This is a genomic window from Ensifer sp. LC163 (assembly GCF_001695855.1).
GTDB lineage: Bacteria > Pseudomonadota > Alphaproteobacteria > Rhizobiales > Rhizobiaceae > Ensifer.
Window position 1 is genome coordinate 259,946 of record NZ_MBSS01000045.1, and the last position, 15,486, is coordinate 275,431.

Annotated in this window: 17 protein-coding genes; 4 read left to right on the top strand and 13 right to left on the bottom strand. The window is 61.1% G+C overall.

Translation table 11 applies throughout. The annotated features are described in order from the left end of the window. Nucleotides 1-35: 35 nt before the first annotated feature. The 6 genes from BC360_RS26030 to BC360_RS26055 form a co-directional block, all read right to left on the bottom strand. Nucleotides 36-1,490, bottom strand: coding sequence for an aspartate aminotransferase family protein (locus BC360_RS26030; RefSeq protein ID WP_413813774.1), 1,455 nt, complete (start codon nucleotides 1,488-1,490; stop codon nucleotides 36-38). A gap of 11 nt (nucleotides 1,491-1,501) precedes the next feature. After that, the gene (locus BC360_RS26035; RefSeq protein WP_065797390.1) at nucleotides 1,502-2,512 is read right to left on the bottom strand and encodes an NAD-dependent epimerase/dehydratase family protein; all 1,011 of its coding nucleotides are present in this window, start codon (nucleotides 2,510-2,512) and stop codon (nucleotides 1,502-1,504) included. Then, nucleotides 2,509-2,949 (bottom strand): EamA family transporter, encoded by a 441-nt coding sequence (locus BC360_RS26040; RefSeq protein ID WP_065781266.1) that lies wholly within the window; start codon nucleotides 2,947-2,949, stop codon nucleotides 2,509-2,511. Before BC360_RS26040 ends, BC360_RS26035 begins: the two co-directional genes overlap by 4 nt. Before the next feature lie 93 nt (nucleotides 2,950-3,042). Continuing rightward, nucleotides 3,043-4,365, bottom strand: a complete 1,323-nt coding sequence (locus BC360_RS26045) for an FAD-binding oxidoreductase (protein WP_065797391.1) — start codon at nucleotides 4,363-4,365, stop codon at nucleotides 3,043-3,045. Continuing rightward, a complete protein-coding gene (locus tag BC360_RS26050) occupies nucleotides 4,362-5,804 on the bottom strand; it encodes a UbiA family prenyltransferase (RefSeq protein ID WP_065797392.1) in 1,443 nt (480 codons plus the stop codon). Before BC360_RS26050 ends, BC360_RS26045 begins: the two co-directional genes overlap by 4 nt. A gap of 129 nt (nucleotides 5,805-5,933) precedes the next feature. Then, nucleotides 5,934-6,866: an alpha/beta hydrolase gene (locus BC360_RS26055; RefSeq protein WP_065781269.1), complete on the bottom strand. Its 933-nt coding sequence runs from the start codon at nucleotides 6,864-6,866 to the stop codon at nucleotides 5,934-5,936. Between the two features lie 210 nt (nucleotides 6,867-7,076). Here BC360_RS26055 and parE point away from each other — a divergent pair, with 210 nt between their 5' ends. Then, complete coding sequence (gene parE, locus BC360_RS26060; RefSeq protein WP_065797393.1) at nucleotides 7,077-9,140, top strand: DNA topoisomerase IV subunit B; 2,064 nt, start codon at nucleotides 7,077-7,079, stop codon at nucleotides 9,138-9,140. A 209-nt stretch (nucleotides 9,141-9,349) separates the two neighbouring features. Here the strand turns inward: parE and BC360_RS26065 are convergent, their stop codons facing one another. Next, nucleotides 9,350-9,832 carry a GNAT family N-acetyltransferase gene (locus BC360_RS26065; protein ID WP_065797394.1) on the bottom strand — a complete coding sequence of 161 codons (483 nt, stop codon included), beginning with the start codon at nucleotides 9,830-9,832 and terminating at the stop codon, nucleotides 9,350-9,352. A 242-nt stretch (nucleotides 9,833-10,074) separates the two neighbouring features. On the opposite strand from BC360_RS26065, the gene BC360_RS26070 reads away from it, so the two are divergent. Continuing rightward, on the top strand, nucleotides 10,075-10,491 hold the full coding sequence (locus BC360_RS26070) for a hypothetical protein (protein WP_065781272.1): 417 nt from the start codon (nucleotides 10,075-10,077) through the stop codon (nucleotides 10,489-10,491). Between the two features lie 5 nt (nucleotides 10,492-10,496). Here the strand turns inward: BC360_RS26070 and BC360_RS32875 are convergent, their stop codons facing one another. After that, nucleotides 10,497-10,811 (bottom strand): hypothetical protein, encoded by a 315-nt coding sequence (locus tag BC360_RS32875; protein ID WP_244512902.1) that lies wholly within the window; start codon nucleotides 10,809-10,811, stop codon nucleotides 10,497-10,499. Further along, nucleotides 10,808-11,503 (bottom strand): NAD-dependent epimerase/dehydratase family protein, encoded by a 696-nt coding sequence (locus BC360_RS26075; RefSeq protein ID WP_244512904.1) that lies wholly within the window; start codon nucleotides 11,501-11,503, stop codon nucleotides 10,808-10,810. Before BC360_RS26075 ends, BC360_RS32875 begins: the two co-directional genes overlap by 4 nt. Before the next feature lie 103 nt (nucleotides 11,504-11,606). On the opposite strand from BC360_RS26075, the gene BC360_RS26080 reads away from it, so the two are divergent. After that, nucleotides 11,607-12,185 carry a TetR/AcrR family transcriptional regulator gene (locus BC360_RS26080; RefSeq protein WP_161491396.1) on the top strand — a complete coding sequence of 193 codons (579 nt, stop codon included), beginning with the start codon at nucleotides 11,607-11,609 and terminating at the stop codon, nucleotides 12,183-12,185. 134 nt (nucleotides 12,186-12,319) lie between these two features. Here the strand turns inward: BC360_RS26080 and BC360_RS26085 are convergent, their stop codons facing one another. Both BC360_RS26085 and BC360_RS32880 read right to left on the bottom strand, forming a co-directional pair. Further along, nucleotides 12,320-13,459, bottom strand: a complete 1,140-nt coding sequence (locus tag BC360_RS26085; RefSeq protein WP_065797396.1) for a DUF2336 domain-containing protein — start codon at nucleotides 13,457-13,459, stop codon at nucleotides 12,320-12,322. A 10-nt stretch (nucleotides 13,460-13,469) separates the two neighbouring features. Further along, nucleotides 13,470-13,871, bottom strand: a complete 402-nt coding sequence (locus BC360_RS32880; RefSeq protein WP_244512906.1) for a hypothetical protein — start codon at nucleotides 13,869-13,871, stop codon at nucleotides 13,470-13,472. 3 nt (nucleotides 13,872-13,874) lie between these two features. Here BC360_RS32880 and BC360_RS32885 point away from each other — a divergent pair, with 3 nt between their 5' ends. Continuing rightward, a complete protein-coding gene (locus BC360_RS32885; RefSeq protein ID WP_244512908.1) occupies nucleotides 13,875-14,237 on the top strand; it encodes a hypothetical protein in 363 nt (120 codons plus the stop codon). Nucleotides 14,238-14,277: 40 nt separating this feature from the next. Here BC360_RS32885 and BC360_RS26095 read toward each other — a convergent pair whose 3' ends face one another. Next, nucleotides 14,278-14,880: a flavin reductase family protein gene (locus BC360_RS26095; protein WP_065781277.1), complete on the bottom strand. Its 603-nt coding sequence runs from the start codon at nucleotides 14,878-14,880 to the stop codon at nucleotides 14,278-14,280. After that, the gene (locus tag BC360_RS26100; protein ID WP_065781278.1) at nucleotides 14,880-15,464 is read right to left on the bottom strand and encodes a nitroreductase; all 585 of its coding nucleotides are present in this window, start codon (nucleotides 15,462-15,464) and stop codon (nucleotides 14,880-14,882) included. The genes BC360_RS26095 and BC360_RS26100 overlap by 1 nt, the downstream gene beginning before the upstream one ends. Nucleotides 15,465-15,486: the final 22 nt, after the last annotated feature.

Below are 15,486 nucleotides of genomic sequence, written 5' to 3' on the forward strand. Positions count from 1 at the left end.
GCCCTCCTGCCCTCCGAGACATTTTTGGGCTTCCTTCAGCCGCCGATCTGGCTGCCGACGAAGTCCTTGACGATACGGACAATGCCGCGGCCCAAGAGCTCGTCGAGCGCAGCGATGAACTGATCGACGTGAGCGCGCTCGCAGATCAGCGGCGGTTCAAGCCGGATGACGTTGCGATTGTATTCGGTAAAGGCAACCAGCACGTCGTAGTCGCGCAGAAGCAAGGCACCGATGAAGCCGGAGAGCGATCCCTTCAGCTTGTCATCAAGCACGGAAACGACCGGACGCAGGACCATCGGCAACGTCTGACTGAAGTCCTGGAACTCCAGGCCAACCATCAGCCCCTTGCCGCGCACGTCCTTGATGATCTTCGGATACTTCTCCTTCAGCGCCTGCAGGCGTTCAAGCAGATAGTCGCCGCTGTCCGCCGCGCGATCGATCAGATGCTCGTTATAGAGCACATTGATACCCTCGATCGCGGTGACGCAGGCTTCGCCCATGCCGCCAAAGGTCGCCATGGCGTGGATCATCGCCGTCTTCGATGTGCCATAGGCCTTCATATAGACCTCGCGGCGCGCGATCATCGCGCCCACCGCCGCCTTGCCGGCACCGAGCGATTTGGCGAGTGCAGTCACGTCAGGAACGACGCCATAGTGCTCGAAGGCGTAGAAGCGACCCGAGCGGCCGTAACCGCACTGCACTTCGTCAGCGACCCACAGGACGCCATAGCGATCGCAAAGCGCACGCAACTGCTGCCAGTACTCGGCTGGAGCCTGGATGATGCCGCCACCGCCCTGGATCGTCTCGAGCACGATGACGCCGATCTCCGGATCGGACTTGAAGGCATTCTCGACGGCTTGGATATCGGCGAAGGGAACGCGCACCGTGTTGTCGGCAAGCCTAAACTCGGCGCGGTAGAGCTGGCCATCGGTAATGGCAAGTACGCCCTTGGTCTTCCCGTGAAAGGAGTTTTCCGCATAGACGACCTTCGGTCGCTTCGGGCCGGCCGCGCGCTCGGCAAGCTTGACCGCCGCCTCCATCGCCTCTGAACCGGATGAACCGAGGAAGACCATGTCGAGATCGCCCGGCGAGCAGGCGGCAATGTTCTTGGCGAGCGCCGCCGCATATTGCGACATAAAGGCAATGGCTATCTCGTGGCGCTTTTCGTCCTGGAACTTCCGGCGCGCATCGAGGATTCGCGGGTGGTTGTGGCCAAAGGCCAGCGAGCCGAAGCCACCGAAGAAATCGAGGATCTTCCGGCCGTTCTGGTCGGTGTAGTGCATGCCCTCGGCGCTTTCGATCTTCACCTTGTGAAAGCCGAGCAGCTTCATGAAATGGAGCTGGCCAGGGTTGAGATGGTCCTTGAAGGCAGTGGTGATGTCGCCGATCGACATGGCTTTCGCCTGCTCGACCGTGAGCAGGTTTGGCTTTGCGACGCCAGCGTCGAGCGACGGTGCAGAGACGGCTGTATGGTTCGGTCTATCCAGCATTGTCATTCCCCTCACTCGGCCGGCACGGCGGCGGCGTCTTGTATCGCGGCGCCGGACTTCTTGGCCCGATACTCGTCATAGGCAGCAATCAGCATGTCGCCATCGTTGAACTCCGGCCGCCAGCCGAGCTGATGCTTCAGCTTGCCCGTCTCGCGTACGCATAGTTCGTCGGCAATCAGGTATTGCTCCGGATCCATGATCGGCTTGTTGATCAGGTCGAACAGCGCCAGCGTCTGTTTCACTGCGAAGGCAGGCGTCGGCAGTAGGAAGGACTTCGAGCCGGCGTGCTTGATCAGGTTACCGAGAAGCTCACGCACGGAAGGAGGACTGTCCGAGCCGAGATTGTAGGCCTCGTTGGGCACGCCGCCCTTCCAGGCAAGCCGTGCCGCTTCAGCGCAATCGAACACCGAGATGAACTGGTACGGCACCTTGCCCGACCCGATCATCGGCACCGGCAGGTTCATGTCGATCAGCTTGAACAGCTTTTCGAGAATGCCGAGGCGTCCGGGGCCGATAATCAGGCGCGGGCGGAAGATCGAGATGCTCATGCCCTGCTTGCGCCATTGCACGGCCAGTTGTTCGGTCGCCCACTTCGATTTCCCGTATTCGCCGAGCGGCTTTGCCGGATGATCCTCGGTCTGCGGCGACTGCACCGTGTGGCCGTAGATCATGTCGGTGGTGAACTGCACGAGGCGCGAAGCGTTCGCTGCCCCCATGGCCTTCATGATGTTCTCGGCACCGTAGTAGTTGACCGGCCAGAAGAAATCCCAACGCTTCGAACGGATCTGCAACGGCGACAGCATCTTGGCCGCCATGTTGTAGATCATGTCGTCCGGGCCGATACCGACCTTCAGCACTTCGCTCATCTGCGTGACGTCGCAATGGACGAAACGGGCGCGATTGTAGTGCGACAGGTCGGACTTGACGATATCGGCGACCACGACTTCTTCGCCATCCTGGACAAGGCGCTGCGCCAGATGCCGGCCGACAAAACCATCGCCCCCAAAGATAATGTGCTTCATGACTTGCTCCCGAAGTCTGCTGTTCTTGCACCAGCCGCATCGACCGGCTTCTCGTCGCTATGGGATGACATGCCCGACTGGGCGATCAGGACCGTTCCGGCGCAAATGAGCGCAATGCCGGCGATGCGCCAGGCATTGAGGTCCTCGCGGAAGACGAAGTAGGCGAAGATCGCAACCGCCACATAAGCCAGACTCAGGAACGGATAGGCGAAGGAAAGCTCTACCTTCGACAGCACGTAGAGATGCGATGCCATGGAGATGACGAAGGTCACCAGACCGGCAAAGACCCATGGATTGAAAACAATCTGGAACAGGCGGACGATGGCGGTCTCTGCCGTCATAGAGATCGGCCCGAGCGACATCATGCCCTGCTTCAGCATCAACTGCGCGGCCGCATTGGTCAGCACAGTGAAGAGAATGAATGGAATATATTTCATGGTTTTACTCCCAGTCCCGGGAATGTACTTACACGCGAGAGACGCATATTCAGTGAAGTTCGCGTATTTAATTTAATAAAATTGTCTGCATTCTCATTTTGGCAAAGCCAGCGCCGTGCGGCGCCAGAAGTTCGACGTCAACGCCGGATCGCGGAGCGCCTCGAGGGATCGCCAGGAAGCGAAAGACTTTTCAAAGACTTGCGGGCTCATGCGCGCGTCCTTGTAAGGATTTACCGCGCCTCCGGCCTCGACAACGATCGCGTCGAGGCGGTCCAGCAGCTTTACTGTCCGTTCACCCTGATTGGCGAAGTCGAGCGTCAAAGTAAAACCGGGCCGCGGAAACGACAGAAGACCGCGCGAGGCGACGTTCCCGAAGCGCTTCAAGACGGTCAGGAAGGACGCGTGTCCGGCACTGCGCGCAGTCTCCATCAGCGTCGCGGTGATTTCCCGCGCATTCTCCGAGGGATAGACGCTTTGGTGCTGATAGAGCCCTTTGGGACCATAGAGCCTGTTCCACGCGCCGATGGCGTCGAGCGGGTAGAAATAGGAAGTCCACGGCACCGTTGAAACGGTTTCCCCCGGTTTCTCCTTGCGGAAATAGTACTCGTTGAAGGCCTTGAGCGTCGCGGAATTGAGAAGGTTGAAAGGTGGCGAGAACGGCACCGAGAGCTTCATGCCCTTCGGCATGTCGGGAAACTCGCAGGAGCCATCGGCATGATCGCCGGCCAACAGAACGCCGCGGCCCATGCGCCGTCCCGTCGCAAGCTGGTCGATCCAGGCGACGGAATATTCGTGTTCCTCATCAACGCGGTCGACCAGTCCGAAATATTCGTCGAGATTATCGAAGCGGATCGCGTGCTGCTGCACATGCGGCGACGGCACTTTGCTGAGCCTAAGGCTGATGGTCAGGATCAGGCCGGTCAGCCCCATTCCGCCGATCGTGGCTGAAAACAGCTCCGGATTCTCGACGGAAGTGCAGGTCAGGCGCTCGCCATCGGAACGCAACAACGTAAAGCCGGACACATGATTGCCGAAGGTGCCGCGCGTATGATGGTTCTTGCCGTGAACATCGTTGGCAAGCGCACCGCCCACGGTGACAAAGGCCGTACCTGGCGTCACCGGCAGAAAGAAACGGTGCGGAATGGCGCGGACCAGGACGTCGCGGAGCGTGACACCTGCCTCGCAGGTCATCACGCCGGTGCCCGGGTCGAATGCGAGGATGCGAGCGTGACGGCGATTGTCGATCAGCAGGCCGCCGTCGTTGTGGCAGCTGTCGCCGTAGCTGCGACCATTGCCGAAAGGCAGGAAGGCATCGGGCTCCATCGAGCCGAGGCGATCCTCGTAGTCGTCAGGCGAAATGCCCTGCCGCGGCCGGCGGTCGAGTCGGCCCCAGCTATCGTAATCTTGCGTGCTCATTGTGGGCCGACCGCTCCGAAAAGGATAAGTAACGCCCCGATCAGCATGGTCAACTGGCTGCGCCAATCGCGCATGATGAAGACGACGGGATCCTCGTGCAGCATACCACGGCGCGCCAGCATCCAGATCCGAAGCAGCATATAGAGCACCAGCGGGCAGAGCGGCCACAATGCCCAGGGCGTCGTGTACATTTCCTGCAGTTCCTTGCTGTGCACGTAAAGTGCCAGCACCAGTGCAGAGGTGAAGGCGGAGGCCACACCCGCCTGCCCGACCATTTCGAAATCGACCGCGAGATAGCCGCGCCCGGGAACAGCGCCACCGTCCTTATCCTCGAATTCATGCAGTTCGACATAGCGCTTCACCAGCGCCAGGCTGAGGAAGAAGAAGATCGCGAAAGACACGAGCCAGAAGGAAAGTTCCGTTCCGGTCGCCGCCGCGCCGGCCACGATGCGTGTGGTGTAGAGGCCCGCAAGCGTGAAAACATCGACGAGAAGCTTGCGCTTGAGCACAAAAGTGTAGGCCGTCGTGGCGCAGGCATAAAAGGCGAGCACGCCTGCAAACTTCCACGGCAGGACGAACGTCAGCGAAAGCGAGGCCAGCATCAGGCAGACGACGAGGATGAGCGCCGTCGGCACCGACATCTGGCCGCTGGCAAGCGGCCGGTTGCGCTTCTTTGCGTGGCGCCGGTCATTCGCAAGGTCTGAGAGATCGTTGATGACGTAGACGGCGGAGGCCAGGAAGCTGAAGGCGAAGAATGCGATGATAACACTCACCAGCGCATCGAGATGCAGCACCTCATGATTGAGGATCATCGGTACGCCGATCAGTACATTCTTCGCCCATTGATGGACGCGGATCGATTTCAAAGGAGCAAGCATGCTCACCTTGCCGGTATCGAGCTTCTCGGCATCGTGGTTGCGGCGCCATTTCTCCGCCGCCGAATCCGGCGCCACGACAATCGCACGGCGTGACACCTCGAACACCGCGATGTCGTCGCGGCTGTTGCCCATGTAATCGAAACCGCCCTCGCCGAACCGTTTCACCAGTGCGTCACGCTTTCGGCTGCTCGTCAGATTGAGCGCCTCCGACGAATGCATGACCGAGGAAAAGAGCCCGACATGCGCCGCGACCTCCCGGGCGACGGAAGGCGCAGCACCAGTGACGAGCACGATGTCGCGCCCGTCCGCCTTCTCTGCGGCCAGTCGGGCCAGGACGGTCTGGCGGTACGGCCAGTCCGCCGCCTTTCGCCGGGAGCGCAAGGCGACTTCATGCTTCAGGCGCGCCCTGCCCTGCAGCAGCCACAGCATCATCAGCACGAGCATGAGCGGATTGCGCAAGAGGATGATCGCAGCGCCTTCCCACAGCGTATCGGCGGCCAGCAATGTGCCATCCAGGTCGACACACAGCGGAACCCGCCGTGTTTCGGTGCGCGCATCCATGAAACTTACCCCAGCAATATCTGCCGGAGATCATCGCGCCGATCACTTTCAAAGGTGGAAACAAGCGGACGGCCTGCACCCGGAAATTGCCGGTCTGGTTAACAAATGCCGAGCATCAAACGCTGTGCGTTAGCGGCCGCCGATCCAGTTCAGGGCGTCGCGCCAGTCGGTCATGCGAACCGGCGTTCCGTGCGAGCCGGTTTCAAAAAGCACGAAGCGGCTCGGGTAGCCCTGCCCCTTCAACGCGGTGTAGAGCGCCTTCTGGCTCTCGGCGGGATAGACACTATCCCGGCTGCCATGGCTGAAGAACATCGGCAACTTCGCCTTGTAGGCGGCACTCTTCGTAAAATCCGGATCGGCGGCACCGCCCATGACCATCATGCCGCCAAGGACAGCAACGGCGCTTGCGTCACGCGACACGCCCCAGCAGATGAAGCTGCCCATGGAGGCACAAGCCAGTACCACCGGCCGGCCGCCTGAGCGCTCGGCGGCAAGTTTGACCAGTCCTGCGACATCCTCAGCCCCGGCGGCATCGAAGGATCGCACGCTCGGCGCGTAATAGACACCGCCATTGGCAACAGCGAGGTTCTTCAGGCGATTGAAATTGCCACCGAAGGAAAAATCATTGGCGCCAAGGCGCCGGTCCCCGCCTCGCCCGTGAATGAAGATCACGCTGAACGCCGCCCCCCGCTCCCGACCGACGCGTGTCACATCGATGGAGCGCTCGCCGACATCGAGCGTCTCGTTGACCTGTTCGCTCTTGACGCCAAGCGAGAGGAAGGCGCGCTTGACCCGACGCTCCGGAATTTCGTCGCGTTCATTGATGTCGCGCAGTTCCTGATAGTCGACGACGCGGTAGTCACCGCCATCGCCCTGCTCCAGCACCTTGCCGTAGGAAAACAGATCGTCCTTGTAGGGCTTCAATACCTGCGCCTCGGCGCAAGCGGCCGAGCCTGCAAGAAGGCCGGTGGACAGGACCATGGCAGCAAGCCGGCGAAAGCAAAAATGAGCTGTGGACACGGACAACGAAGGGCTCCCTGGTTCGCCGCAAAGCCTTGCCATCGGCCCGGCGCCAAAGCAACAGTTGGTGATGGAAGCCGACGCAGAGGCTTTATTTTGCGGGCATCCGGCGTTGCCATTCTCCTTTTGTTCGTACAATCGGGAAGACTCTGGCAGAATCCGGGTGATTCGAATGACTGGGGATGGCGACAAGACCGAGGTCTTGCTATGGCCTTGAACACCTCCGCACGACAGGAATGATCTAGACGCCCCATGGACGACAGCAACGACCTCTTCTCCGCAATGCCCGAACAACCGAAGCCCGTTGCGCCAGATGCAGCACCTGTCGCGCGAGCGGCGCCGGTTCCGCGTGAAGAACCGCGCCCTGCCCCCAAGGGGAGCGACAGCGGTGACTACGATGCTTCTGCGATCGAGGTGCTGGAGGGACTGGAGCCGGTACGTCGGCGTCCGGGCATGTATATCGGCGGCACCGACGAAAAGGCGCTGCACCATCTCTTCGCCGAAGTCATCGACAACTCGATGGACGAAGCGGTGGCCGGCCACGCCAACTTCATCGAAGTCAATCTCGATGCCGATGGCTATCTGTCGGTGACCGACAACGGCCGTGGCATTCCGGTCGAAAACCATCCCAAATTCCCCGGAAAGTCGACGCTCGAAGTCGTGATGACCGTTCTGCATGCGGGCGGCAAGTTCGACGGCAAGGCCTATGAAACCTCCGGCGGTCTGCACGGCGTCGGTGTCTCCGTCGTCAACGCACTGTCCGACGACCTTGAGGTTGAGGTTGCCAGAAACCGCAAGCTTTATCGCCAGCGCTTTTCGCGCGGCGTGCCGCAGGGCGGGCTGGAAGAACTGGGCGACGTCCACAACAGGCGCGGAACGCGGGTGCGGTTTCATCCCGATCCGCAGATCTTCGGACCGCATGCCCGCTTCGAGCCGGCACGGCTGTTCCGCATGGCGCGCTCGAAGGCCTATCTCTTCGGCGGCGTCGAAATCCGCTGGTCGTGCGATCCGTCGCTGCTGGCGGAAGGCTCCGAGATTCCGGATCGAGCCGTCTTCCACTTCCCGGGCGGCCTGAAGGACTATCTTGCCGCGACGCTCGGCAAGGAGTTCACGGTCACCCGCGAGATTTTTGCCGGCAAGTCCGAGAAGTCGAACGGCCACGGTTCGCTCGAATGGGCCGTCACCTGGTATGGCGGCGACCAGCAGGTCCACTCCTATTGCAACACCATTCCGACGCCTGAAGGCGGGACGCACGAGGCGGGTTTCCGCATCGCGCTCACCAAGGGTCTGAAGAATTACGCCGAACTGACGCAGAACAAGCGCGCCGCCATCATCACCACCGATGACGTGATGATTTCAGCCGCCGGCATGCTCTCGGTCTTCATCCGCGAGCCGGAATTCGTCGGCCAGACGAAGGACAAGCTGGCGACCGTCGAAGCACAGCGCATCGTCGAAAACGCCTTGCGCGATCCTTTCGACCACTATCTCGCCGACAACCCGGCAGAGGCGGCAAAGCTCCTCGAATGGGTGATCGAACGCGCCGACGAGCGCGTCCGCCGTCGCAAGGAGAAGGAAGTCAACCGCAAGTCAGCGGTGCGCAAGCTGCGCCTACCCGGCAAGCTTGCCGACTGCTCGCAGAACACTGCCGAAGGTGCGGAACTCTTCATCGTCGAAGGGGATTCGGCCGGCGGCTCCGCCAAGCAGGCGCGCAACCGTGCCAACCAGGCCATCCTGCCGCTTCGCGGCAAGATCCTGAACGTTGCCAGCGCCGGCCGGGAAAAGCTGGGCGCCAACCAGCAGATCGCCGACCTGATCCAGGCACTCGGCTGCGGCACCCGCAGCAAATACCGGGAAGAGGACCTGCGCTACGAACGCATCGTCGTCATGACCGACGCCGACGTCGATGGCGCGCATATTGCCTCGCTGCTGATCACCTTCTTCTACCAGGAGATGCCGGAGCTCATCCGCGGCGGCCACCTCTATCTCGCCGTACCGCCGCTCTATCGCCTGAGCCAGGGCTCGAAGACGCTCTATGCGCGCGACGACGCCCATCGCGAAGAGCTGATGCGCACCGAATTCAACGGCCGCGGCAAGGTCGAAGTCGGCCGGTTCAAAGGTCTCGGCGAGATGCTGCCGGCGCAGCTCAAGGAAACGACGATGGATCCGAAGTTCCGCACGCTGCTCAAGGTCGAGATCGATGACGTCGATTTCGAAGGCACGCGCGAAGCCGTCGACAGCCTCATGGGCACCAAGGCCGACGCACGCTTCCGGTTTATCCAGGAACGGGCCGTATTCGCCGACAATCTCGATATCTGATCGTCTGAGACGTCGCGGTGCCTATTTGTTTGCGAGCAGACGGGCACCGTAGGTGACTTCGCTACTGCATAATTCCTTAAATCGGGATCGATTTAAGGACGAAGTGTTACAGCGACCTTTGCGCGTCTAAATAGACGCGCGGCGCTGTAGTGGTATCAGAACGATCAGCTTCGTTCATTTGCAAGGCGTCCTCAAAGACCCCATTCCGATTACGGGCTGAGATCAGCAGGTCCGTGCAGCGCCTTCTCCATGAACAGGCTTAACGGGTCCGGCTGGTAACTGCCGAAAGGCGGACGGTCGATGTATCCAGCTGTTTTGTAGAGCCCTATTGCCTCCGGCTGATGGATGCCGGTCTCAAGCTGGATCGCAACGACGCCGCGGCTCTCTGCACGCTTTTCAAGCGCCTGCAGCAACAGCCTCCCGACCTTCAGCCCTCGCGCCTCGGGATCGACGAACATGCGCTTGATCTCCGCCGTGCCATCACCCGCCTCGACCAGCGCGCAGCAGCCGAGGACAGCTCCGTCTAAACGCGCGACGAAGAACGATACGGCCGGCTGCTCGAGCGTCGATACATCGACGAGGTGATTGCTTTCAGCAGGATAGAGCGAGGCGGCATAGGCGTCCGACATTTCCAGAAGGCGCAGGATTTCCGGCTGTCGCGGCGGTTCTTCGGCGATCGTGACTTCAGGCAATTTTCCATCCTCGGCAGTGACTCGGGTCGCTTGTGGTCCCGGAAGGAAACTAACGCCCGGCGCGGCGGCAACCAATACGTCAAATGACGCAGGGATCAGACCTGCCCCATCAATCCGAATGACGCCGCGAAACAAATTGTTTCTGCGCGTTCAAGCCACTGCCCTATTTCCGGAAGAATCATGCAGGCATAAGTTGATCGTAGCACCTGCACAACCTCAATCCAGATGGATACACCCTGACCATGAAAGCCGCCTTGATCGTCATGACCATTCTTGGCTGTGACCACGACGTCAACCAGTGCCGATATATCTCAACGGTCGACGGGGCATGGCCATCGATCGCCCAGTGCGATACGGATTCGCAGAAACAGTTGCCGCGTTTCTCCAACGCCAACTATCCGGTGGTGGTTGCCGTCTGCGAGAGTTCCGGTCCCGGCCTCGCAACCGATGATCTCCAGCCGGAGGTGGTCGCCCCGCTCCCGCGGCCCGAGACGCCACCGCCTCAGCCGACCGAGGCGCAACCGGGCCTGCCGAAGCGCGCGCTTGCGTTTCTCTCCGGCGCCGTCCCCGACCGCGAGAAGCTGAAGAACCTCGTCACCAAGCCGGTTCACTATATCGAGGACGGCTACTCCTGGGTGGCGCGGCGGTTCAGCGACTGACGCAATCAGACGAGGCCGGCCGCTATCAGGCTCTCGGCGCTCGCCTTGATCGCCTCCTCCTCCGTTCTTGGCGCCCAGCCAAGAATGCGGCGCGCCTTGTCATTGGAGATACGCTGGTCGCGGCCAAGCTCCCGAACGACGAGACGAAGCCCGGGATCGAAGCGTGCTGCGATCGCGGCCATCCAGTTCGGCAAGATGATCTTCGGCAACTTGCCGGCATAGGCCGGGAAATGCCGCCGCAGCACAGCAGAAATATCGGCTAGCGACAGCGCCGCGCCACCAATGAGGAACCGCTCGCCGGCCGCATCGGCGACAGTCATTCTGCGACATCGCGCACGTCGACGATGGGCACGCTGAACTTCGGCATGGCCGGATATTTGCCTCGCAACAGGTCGCGAACCACACCGACGGAGGTCCCGACTTCACCGCCGAGCAGCGGACCAAGGATCATCGAAGGATTGATCACGGCGAGCTCAAGCCCACTCTCCCGCGCATAGGCCCAGGCAGCGCGTTCGGCAAAGGTCTTCGAGCGGTAGTAGGGCGTGGCGAAGGGCGATTGCGGATCGCTCCAGTTCTCCTCCGTGAACGGCGCACTGCCATCGCCATAGATCGCCGCTGCGATCGACGACGTCAGCACGACCCGGCGGACGGCGGCGGCACGGGCCGCCTTCAGTACGCGCAGCGTGCCGCTTCGCGCCGGCTCGATCAGTTCGGCCTCCTCACCGGGCACGCTCGCCGGAAAAGGCGACGCCGTGTGCATCACATAGACAGCGCCGGAAAGCGCGTCTGGCCAGCCCTTGTCGCCAAGCAGATCGACGGCAGCGAATGTCAGTTGCCCCGCCTCTGTTCCGCCTGCCCCACGTATCGCTTGCTCGATCTCCTGCGTTCGCGCCAGCGTGCGCACCGTCCCGCGCACATCATAGCCCTGTCTCAGCAGCGTTGCGGCGACGTGCCGTCCGACGAAGCCGCCGATACCGGTCACGACGACAAGCTCAGGGGTTCTGGCATTCATGTTTTCGCATCCTCGTTCGTCAATTCGCCAAACTGACGTACTGACATTTTCTATCTATAATGTCAGTTTGACAATATTGATCCAGAATGTCAACGATTCAAAAATGGACACGAAGAGACATCATATCCTCAATGCCGCGGTCGAGGTCTTCAGCCGATTTGGTTATCGCAAGACCTCCATGCAGGATGTCGCCGATGCCGCCGGCATGTCACGCGCTGCGCTCTACCTGTATTTCAAGAACAAGGATGATCTGTTTCGCGTGCTGATGGAGAGGCACCATGCGACCGCGACTGCCGAAGCCGAAGCCGGCTTTGCTCAGACGGCACCATTCGAGCGCCGCCTCTCCGCAGGTTTGAAGGCGTTCGTGCTGTCGGCAATGGCGCCGGTGCAATCCAGCCCCTACGGCCAGGAACTGTTCGAGGCGAACAATACGCTTGCCGAAGACCTCAACGTCGCAACCGCAGCAAGATTACAGCAGCTGACGCAGGCCACAATTGCAGACGCAATCGAAGCTGGGGAGATTTCGCTTGGGAAAGTGGCGGTTACGCCGACCTTACTGGCCGAGCTCATTCTCTGCGCCATCGACGGTATCAAGAAGGGATCCGATGGGCTCGATCAGATCGAGGAACGCATCGATGCGCTGGTCCGCATCGTCGCCTCGGCGACCGGTTCGGCCGGCTAGGGTCAGGAGCTACTGCATAGTTCCTTAAATCGGAATCGATTTAAAGATAAAATTATGCAGCAAGTTTAAAGCGTTACAGGGTCCTTTGCGCATCATATTTGATGCGCGGTGCTGTAGTCTTCGGTGAGTTGTTCTCAGGCGGCTTGGCGCGCGGCCAACTGAGCATAGTCGCGGGCCGACTGCCGCTGCTCGGCAAAGGCCAGTCGCTCGAGAATTTCGGTCATTGCGTTGCATGCCGGCGAAGGCGTTCTTTGACCGCGCAAACTTGCAAGCAGTGCGCCGCAAACGGAGGCGCGGCAATCGTCGCTGCTCGTCGCGCCGTCCTTACGCCAAAGAAGGACCGCCTCGGCAAAAGCTTCGCTGATGTCGCGCCCAAGGCCGGCACTCTCGAACAGCGCGCGAATGGAATGGATACGGCCGCCCGAAAGGATCGAGCGAACCCGCTTTTCCGTGACGCCGGAAAGATCGACGATCGCGGCCGAGAAAAACTCTGCCCGGCCGGTGACAAGCGCATGCAACAGGAACGCCGGCGTCAAACGGCCGGTTTCGCGCAGATGAACAACGAGACCCGGCAGTTCCTCCACGGCCAAGGTGCCGGCCATGCCGACGGCTGCGACATCGCAAGCCTCGCGCGTAACGCGCTCAACCCGTGTCGCCCCAATCGCCATCTGGACGAGACCGAATGCGGCAAGTGCCACACCTACTTCTTCGACAAGCGTGTGCCGAGCGTCGCTTGGCAAGTCAGCACGGTCAAGCAGAAGATCGCGAACGGCGGCGGAATGGCCAAGACGGTCGGCGATCCGCTTCAACGACCGGCGCGACAGCTGGGCACCGTTATTTTCCAGCAGGATCAGCATTTCTTCTTCGCTGCCGATTTCAGCGATGGCAGCGCAAACCGAGCGCGAGACGAAGGCGCGGGCCGCAATCAGCGCCCGCGTCTCGGCCGAGCCCCGGGCCGCGAGATCGACAAGATCCTCGTCGGTCAGAACGGGCGAGCGGGAAATGATGATATAGGCGATTTCGGGCTGGTCTTCGGCAAGACCGAGAATGATGGCGCGGGGAATGTCGGAGGATGGCGCGAGCACTTCGGCGAGAGCCGAACGTACCTTTGGAGAGGGATCGTCGAGCAGAAAGGTCATCGCCATTTCGGCAGCACGGCGATCGATACCGTTCATCTGCGCGTCGACATAGGCGCGACCGAGGGCGCGAGCGGCGCGGGCACGGTCGCCCGTTCTCGCCGTTTCCACCCAGCGAAGAAATGCTTGTATGATCACCTACGCCCCACTAGACACCCAAAGCCACCTGATGTTCGAAGCCTAGCTGGCAAAGGTTTAAGATTGGTTCACCATGTCCGTTAACCGCTTCAAAACCAGGAAGCCGCTGCTGTTTCAGAGGATCGGCACGCCGCCGCCGACCTCGGCCGACCTCAAGGCAGTTGATGGCATCGTTGTCGATCTCGGTTATGGTAACGATGCGTTCGCTCGAGTTATGGAAGCAGCAAAGAGCGCCTGCCGTGTCTTCGCGCGGATTGCCCCGGTCGACTGCCTGACGGAAGACGAACTGGTCCGGCTTCTTCGCCACGATATTGACGGCGTCGTGCTCTCCGGTTGTCGGAGCCGCGCTGACGTGCAGAGGCTCGACGTCATGCTGCGTGTCGCAGAGGCGAGCGCAGACCGTCGCGCGCAACAGATGGCTATTCTTGCGGAATATGGCACGGTCCCCGAAAGCGCGCTTTCGCCCTACTCCCTTGGCGGAAGCTCGCCGCGTCTCGAAGGACTTATTTTCGACGGATCGGAACTCGCCGCAGCAATGGGCTGCAAACCACCGGAAGAACGACAAGATGGAGAAACGGTCGCTGTGATCGTCACCGGGCGTGCAGCGTGTGTTCTTCGCGCCGGCGAAGCAGGGCTTGCCTGTTACGAAGGGTTGCCGCAAACGGCTGTGACTGAAAAAGCCGTCCGGCGCGCTTTCACCGCGAGCCGCAGCAACGGCTTTTCGTCCGTGGTATGCCGCTCGCCGGAACAAGCGGCATGGCTGGGAACAGATGACTGACGCCATCGGTCCGGCAGTCCGTGACCGAACAGGCCACGCTTCAGCGCGTCGGTCGCACCATCTGAAAGACGTCGCCGCCGTCGCAGTAATCCATGTAGCCAAGGCGGGCAAGCGGCCGCACCGTCGCCATGTCGAAACGACCGTCGCGGATCGCTTCGTCGCGAATGTGAATGCCGACGACTTGGCCGATGACGACATAATTGTCCGAGGGCTCGCCATCGAGCCCCTTCGGCTGAAACATCTCAGTCAGCCGGCATTCAAGCGCAGCATAGGCCTCCCCGACGAATGGCGCCTTGACCAGCGTCCCGTCGATCGGCGTCAATCCGGCGATCGCAAACTCACTCTCGCCATGGGGGGCTGCGATCGAGGTCTTGTTGACGGCCTCGCTCAGATTTCGGCTGGCAAAGCTGGCGGTGAATTCACCCGTCGCTTCGATGTTGCGAACCGAATCCTTATAGCCGCTCGACGAAAACATCACGAGTTTCGGCCGGTCGCTGATCGCGTTGAAGAAGGAATAGGGAGCGATGTTCAACGAGCCGTCCGTGGCGCGCGTGCCGATCCAGCCGATCGGCCGCGGCGAGACAATGGCCTTGAACGGGTCATGCGGCAGGCCATGCCTGTTTGCAGCGGTGTCGTAGAACATCAGGCGTCTTCTCCGACCCAGGTGACGATCTCGGCCAATTCCGGGCGCGGACGCTCCGTCGGCGGGACCATCGCGGTACCGATGTGGATAAAGCCGGCAATTTTCTCACCGGGTTTGACGCCGAGCAATGGGTAGGCAGCTTCGTCGAAGGCGTACCACTCGGTCAGCCAGTTGGAGGCATAACCGAGCGCGTTGGCGGCCATCAACAGGTTGAGGCAGACGGCTCCGGCCGACATCTGCTGCTCCCATTCGGGGATCTTGAAATGCGGAGCGGCCTTGCTGACGACGGCGACGACCACGGGTGCCCGCGTCAACCGCGTCTCCTCGACCTTGATCATCTCTTCCGACAGATCGGGCTTTTTGGCGAGCGCCATCGTCTTCAACTCGGCACTGATGCGCGCCCGCTCCTCGCCGCGGTAAACGATGAACCGCCAGGGCGCCAGTTTGCCGTGGTCCGGCACGCGCGATGCGAGCGTCAGCATTTCCTCGACTTCGGCCCTGGCGGGCCCCGGGCCGCCCATCTGAAAAGCCGGAATGGATCGGCGGGACGCGAGATAGTCAACGAGCTTTATTTCGGTTTTCATATGGGGTGAATTCCACTATTTT

Coding starts and splice junctions, on each gene's coding strand:
- BC360_RS26030 (WP_413813774.1), bottom strand. CDS start 1,490: ATGCTGGATAGACCGAACCATACAGCCGTCTCTGCACCGTCGCTCGAC.
- BC360_RS26035 (WP_065797390.1), bottom strand. CDS start 2,512: ATGAAGCACATTATCTTTGGGGGCGATGGTTTTGTCGGCCGGCATCTG.
- BC360_RS26040 (WP_065781266.1), bottom strand. CDS start 2,949: ATGAAATATATTCCATTCATTCTCTTCACTGTGCTGACCAATGCGGCC.
- BC360_RS26045 (WP_065797391.1), bottom strand. CDS start 4,365: ATGAGCACGCAAGATTACGATAGCTGGGGCCGACTCGACCGCCGGCCG.
- BC360_RS26050 (WP_065797392.1), bottom strand. CDS start 5,804: ATGGATGCGCGCACCGAAACACGGCGGGTTCCGCTGTGTGTCGACCTG.
- BC360_RS26055 (WP_065781269.1), bottom strand. CDS start 6,866: ATGGCAAGGCTTTGCGGCGAACCAGGGAGCCCTTCGTTGTCCGTGTCC.
- parE (WP_065797393.1), top strand. CDS start 7,077: ATGGACGACAGCAACGACCTCTTCTCCGCAATGCCCGAACAACCGAAG.
- BC360_RS26070 (WP_065781272.1), top strand. CDS start 10,075: ATGAAAGCCGCCTTGATCGTCATGACCATTCTTGGCTGTGACCACGAC.
- BC360_RS32875 (WP_244512902.1), bottom strand. CDS start 10,811: ATGACTGTCGCCGATGCGGCCGGCGAGCGGTTCCTCATTGGTGGCGCG.
- BC360_RS26075 (WP_244512904.1), bottom strand. CDS start 11,503: ATGAATGCCAGAACCCCTGAGCTTGTCGTCGTGACCGGTATCGGCGGC.
- BC360_RS26080 (WP_161491396.1), top strand. CDS start 11,607: ATGGACACGAAGAGACATCATATCCTCAATGCCGCGGTCGAGGTCTTC.
- BC360_RS32885 (WP_244512908.1), top strand. CDS start 13,875: ATGGCTATTCTTGCGGAATATGGCACGGTCCCCGAAAGCGCGCTTTCG.
- BC360_RS26095 (WP_065781277.1), bottom strand. CDS start 14,880: ATGTTCTACGACACCGCTGCAAACAGGCATGGCCTGCCGCATGACCCG.
- BC360_RS26100 (WP_065781278.1), bottom strand. CDS start 15,464: ATGAAAACCGAAATAAAGCTCGTTGACTATCTCGCGTCCCGCCGATCC.